Here is a 5,193-nt window from a genome sequence, read left to right on the forward strand (position 1 = left end):
GCGGTGCGCTCCCCGGCCCGGGGCCCTCCCGTCCGGGCGCGGGCGCTACGGCTTCGTGGCGACGGAGACGTAGTCGACCCGCATCGGGTGCCCGGGTTCGGTGGCCGGGGTGACGGCGCCGCCGAACGCGGTGGGCAGGTTGCCGCCGACGGCGACGTTGAGGATCAGGAACAGACCGTGGTTCACGGCCCGGTCCCAGGTCGCGCGGTCCATCTGCGCGGCGGTGACCCGGTGGTGCTCACGCCCGTCGAGGTACCAGCGGACCTGTTCGGCACCCGGCCTCAGGTCGACCTCGACCGCGTACCGGTGGAAGCCGGTGCGGCACTCGGCGCCGCAGGGCTGGTCGCCCGAGCCCAGGCCGCGCGGCTCCTGGCAGGGGCCGCCGTCGAGGACGCCGCAGTGCATCGTGCCGAACACCGCGTCCCGGCCGTTGACCTGCTCCATGATGTCCAGCTCGCCGATGGCCGGCCAGCCGGTGTAGCCGTTGCGCAGCTCGCCGCCGAGGGTCCAGAAGGCGGGCCAGTAGCCGGCGGCGGCCGGGCCGGTGACGTCCGGCAGGGCGATCCCGGCCTCGATCCGCAGCACACCGCCGGGCGGCGGGGCGAAGTCGGCGCGGCGGGACTCGATCCGCCCCGACGACCACTGGCCGGCGGCGTCCCGGGTGGGCACGATCTCCAGGGCGCCGCGGCCGTCCAGCCGGACGTTGGCGGTGGAGTCCGTCATGGTCTCGATCTCACCCGTCCCCCACTGCGGGGCCGGGCAGCCCGGGTAGCAAGTGCCGAGGTCGTACTGCCAGTCGGCCTCGGACGGGCGGCTTCCGGCCGGCCCGTCGAAGTCGTCGCGCAGCAGCTGCGTCCAGCCGTCCGCGGTGACCTGCCGATCCTGGACAGGCGCCGAACCGGGCGGCAGGGCGCCGGACTCCGTCAACAGCCGCTCCAGGCGCGGCGTGAGGACGACGACCGCGACGTTGGTGAGGTGCGCGTCGTCGCGGTAGAGCAGGATGCGTTCCAGTACCGCCGGGCAACTGCGGCCGCTGCCGGGGCAGATGACGTCGTTCACCGACACCGTGCGCACACCCGGCATCCGGCCGGCCGCGATCTCGTCGGCGAGCGGGTCCGCCCACAGCGCCTTGTCGCGCGGGAACGCGCAGGCCGCCGGTTCGTCGGTGTGGCCCGACACGCAGGCCGGCACGTCCGTCCCGGGGACCGGGGTGTCACGCAGGTAGACGATCGGGACGCCGATCTCGCGCAGCGGGGAGAGGGTCTTCTCCCACCCCTGGAGCAGCAGTTCACGGTCGTCGGTGTAGCGGTTGAGAGTGGAGACGACGATCAGCCGGGGCTTGGGACCCTCCTTCAGCCGGGTCAGTGCGTCCGCCCGCCAGGTGTCGCACTCACGGTAGGTGCGGCCCAACTGCGGGTTCACCACCGTCAGTTCCGGCAGCGGGCAGCCCTGCTTGACCAACTCCTCCAGCTCCCAGCGCCGTTCGGCGGCGATCGCGAGCAGCGCCGAGAACCACTGGCCGGCGTGCGAGTCGCCGAGCAGCACGATCCGGTCCGGGCTGCCCACCACGCCGAAGCGGCAGTCGGGGCTGCTGGTGGCGGTCGGCGCGACCTCGCACTCGCCGTCCGGCGGGAAGTCCTTGCGGGCCTGGACGGCGTCCGGCACCACCGCCGGACCGCCCTTGGCCGTCGCCGCGGTGCGCACCAGCAGCGAGGTGCCGTCCGAGGAGCCGGGCGGCAGGCCCTGGAGGTCGACGGGCGCGGCCGGGCCGAGCAACCGCAGCGTGCCGGTGCCGACGACCAGCGCCAGCACCACCGGGATGACCACCGAGGCCAGGCCCAACGACAGGCCGCGGCGCGGGAGTTCGGAGACGGTGCGACTGTGCCGCAGCGGCCGCTCGACCCAGCGCATGACGGCGGCGGCCGGCAGCGCGGCGGCTGCGGTGAGCGCCACCTTCACCGGCCAGGACAGCGGGCCGTACTTCGCTCCGACGAGGACGAGCACCGGCCAGTGCCACAGGTACAGGTTGTAGGAGAGCCGCCCGATCGCGCGCGGCACGCGCAGACCGAGCACCCGGTCCACGCCGAGACCGGGGGCGGCCGTGCCGGCCCCGTCGCGTCCGGGCGTGCCGGCCAGGATGACGGCGGCCGTGCCGAGGGTCGGGACGAGCGCCGCCCAGCCGGGGTACGGCGTGGTGTCGTCGTACGCCAGCACGCAGCCCACGATCGCCGCCGCCCCGGCCCAGCCGACCAGTACGCGCAGCACCCGAGGTCCGCGCAGCAGGTGCCAGGGCAGCAGGGCGAGCAGCGCGCCGACCCCGAACTGCCAGACCCGGGACGGCGTCCCGAGGTAGGCGAGCGAGACGGAGTCGTGCGTCCAGTACAGCGAGAGCGCGAAGGAGCCGGCCGTCAGCACGGCGGCGAGCGCGGCCGCGACCGGCCGCACCGCCCGCCCGCGCCCGTCCGCCCGGCCGCGCCGCGCCAGCCGCAGCACCAGGAAGACGGTGAGCGCCAGCAGCGGGCCCCAGACCAGGTAGAACTGCTCCTCGACGGCCAGCGACCAGAAGTGCAGCAGCGGGCTCTCGTCCCGGCCGGCGGCCAGGTAGTCGGTCTGCTGGGCGACGAAGCGCCAGTTGCCGACGGAGAGCGCCGCCGCGAGCACGTCGTACTCCAGGTCGGCGCGCCGCAGCGGCACGGTCAGCCAGGCGCCGAACAGCGCCACCACGGCGAGCACGATCGCCGCCGAGGGCAGCAGTCGGCGGGCCCGGCGGGAGAAGAACTCGCCGAGCCGGATCCGGCCGGTGGTGGTGGCCTCGCGCAGCAGCAGGCCGGTGATCAGGTAGCCGGAGACGACGAGGAAGACGTCCACCCCGACGAACCCGCCGGCCAGGCCGGGGACGGCCGCGTGGAAGGCGAGGACGGCGAGCACGGCGAGTGCGCGCAGGCCCTCGATGTCGGGGCGGAAGCCGGCCGGACGGGGCGCCGGGCCCGGGGCATCGGAACCCCGGGAGGCGGCGCCGGCCCACCGGCCGGGGATGGTGAAGGCGGCCGGCCGCAGCTCAGGGACGGGCGGCGGTGACGGATTCTGTGACAGATTCTGTGACAGCTCCTGCGACGGCTCCCGTGACGGTGACGGTATCCGTGACGGCGACGGTGACGGTGACGGTATGGATGACGACGGCATGGAAGGCGACGACCTTTCAACCCAGCCAGGGCAGCATCGGGCGGACCCAACCGGAGGCGAGCAGTGCGGTGAGCACGAGGGTGACCGTGGCGGCCAGGCCCTCGGGCCAGCGCCGGGGCAGCATGCCGGGCCGGGGCGCCTTCGGCCCGGCGGCGGCGCCCTCGGCGCGGGTGGAGCCGCGTACCTCGCCGAGGAGGTCGCGGACCAGCGGCAGGCCGATCTGCGCCTGCACCAGGAGGTAGAGGCCGAGGCCCCAGTTGGGCGCCCAGCCGTGCTCGACGACGGCCAGGGCCAGGCCGAGGGCGCCGGCGCCGAGCGAGGCGCAGAGCCAGGCGAGCGAGAGCAGCACCACCTTGCGGGCCATCCCGCCGGACCGGCTCCTGCTCCCCGTCGCCGGGGCGCCCCCACCGGCCATGCCGGTCGGCACCCAGGCCGCGCTGCGCCCGCGCAGCGTGTGCCAGAAGGCGACACCGGCGGCGACGCTCATCAGCACGTTGGAGCGGATCACCTCGATCCGCCAGCGGGTCCGGCTGACCCTGGGCAGCAGCACGTGCCAGAGCCAGAGCGGCGCGAGCATCGGCAGGACGTGCCAGGGCCGGATCTGGTCCGGGTAGAAGAACATCATCACCAGCGGCGGCAGCGGCGCGACGAAGATGTTCACGGCGGCGGCCAGGTAGCCGACGATGCCCTCGTAGAAGCAGAGCCGCATCCGCCAGGGCGCGCCGATCCGCTTGAGCTCGGGCGAGCCGAGCAGGTGCAGGTTGCCCATCGCCCAGCGGTACTGCTGGTTGACGTACGAGGCGAGGTTGTCCGGCGAGGTGCCCTTGGCGACCAGCACCGGGACGTACAGCGTGCGGTACCCCTTGGCGTACAGGCCGAGGCCGGTGAAGAGGTCCTCGCTGTGGTCGAGCCGGGCGAAGCCGCCGGCCTCGTCGATCGCGGCGCGCCGGTAGACGGCGTTGCTGCCGCAGCAGATGGCGGCGTCACTGGCGTCGCGGGAGGGCTGGATCCAGCGGAAGAACCACTCCTGCGCGGCACCGGCGGCGCGCTCGATCCAGCTCATCGTCTCGTCGGTGTCGAAGCACTGCGGACTCTGCACGATGCCGATCCGCTGGTCCGCGAAGTACGGGACGAGGTGACGCAGGAAGTCGGGCCGGGGCGCGAAGTCGGCGTCGAGGATGGCGATCAGCTCACCGCTGCTCAGGGTCAGCGCGTGGTTGAGGTTGCCGGCCTTCTTGAGGTGCCCCCGGTCGGGCCGCACCACGTAGCGGTAGCCGTGCGCGGCCGCCAGGTCGGCGACCTCGGCCCGGTCGGCGTCGTCGAGCACCCAGACCGTCAGCGCTCCGGGCCAGTCCACCCGGGCGACCGCGCGGTACGCGTTCTCCAGGATGTCCAGCGGCTCCCCGCAGGTCGGCAGGTACAGGTCGACGGTCGGCAGTTCCTCCGGCGCCCACGCGTGCACCAGCACCTCGTGGGACTGCCGGGTGAGCCGCCGCTGCCGCAAGCTGTTGAAGGACGACAGCACCAGCGCGACCACGTTGAGCCCGAGGACGGCCAGGAATACCCACAGCGCCGGCGTCCGCAACGCGAACGTCAGCATGGTCCCCGCGGTGAACACGAACGCCGCCGAACTGGCGACGAGCACCCACCTGCGCTGCGGACCGAAATACCAGTACAACTCCTGGTCGTCCGGTGGTTGCGGCAGATGCGCAAGAGGATCGGAAGAGGAAGAAGACAAAGAGGAAACAGAAGATACCTGTTGGACAGTCATATGGCCCCCACAGCCGTGTTTCTGACAGCTCCACGGCCACACTACCCCATTGGTATAGACCATTAATCCATGCGTCCAGGCCCCGGACGCCACTTCCCGGCCACCTCATCCGCCCTGGTCAAGCACCAGGTCAAGCGGACGTGAACGCTCCTCCAACACCTGCCCGCCAGGCCCTCGTCCACCCGACCGATCGGGCACGGAAACGCCTGTGGGGCGGCAACCGGTGACCGGTTGCCGCC

2 protein-coding genes are annotated in these 5,193 nt (G+C 73.3%); both read right to left on the reverse strand.

The genetic code is table 11. The annotated features are described in order from the left end of the window. Window positions 1-45: 45 nt before the first annotated feature. Complete coding sequence (locus tag ACFU74_RS35885; RefSeq protein WP_380764323.1) at window positions 46-3,183, reverse strand: acyltransferase family protein; 3,138 nt, start codon at window positions 3,181-3,183, stop codon at window positions 46-48. Between the two features lie 16 nt (window positions 3,184-3,199). Beyond that, complete coding sequence (locus tag ACFU74_RS35890) at window positions 3,200-4,888, reverse strand: glycosyltransferase family 2 protein (protein ID WP_380764324.1); 1,689 nt, start codon at window positions 4,886-4,888, stop codon at window positions 3,200-3,202. Between the last annotated feature and the right edge of the window lie 305 nt (window positions 4,889-5,193).

Source organism: Kitasatospora sp. NPDC057500 (genome assembly GCF_042802195.1).
GTDB lineage: Bacteria > Actinomycetota > Actinomycetes > Streptomycetales > Streptomycetaceae > Kitasatospora.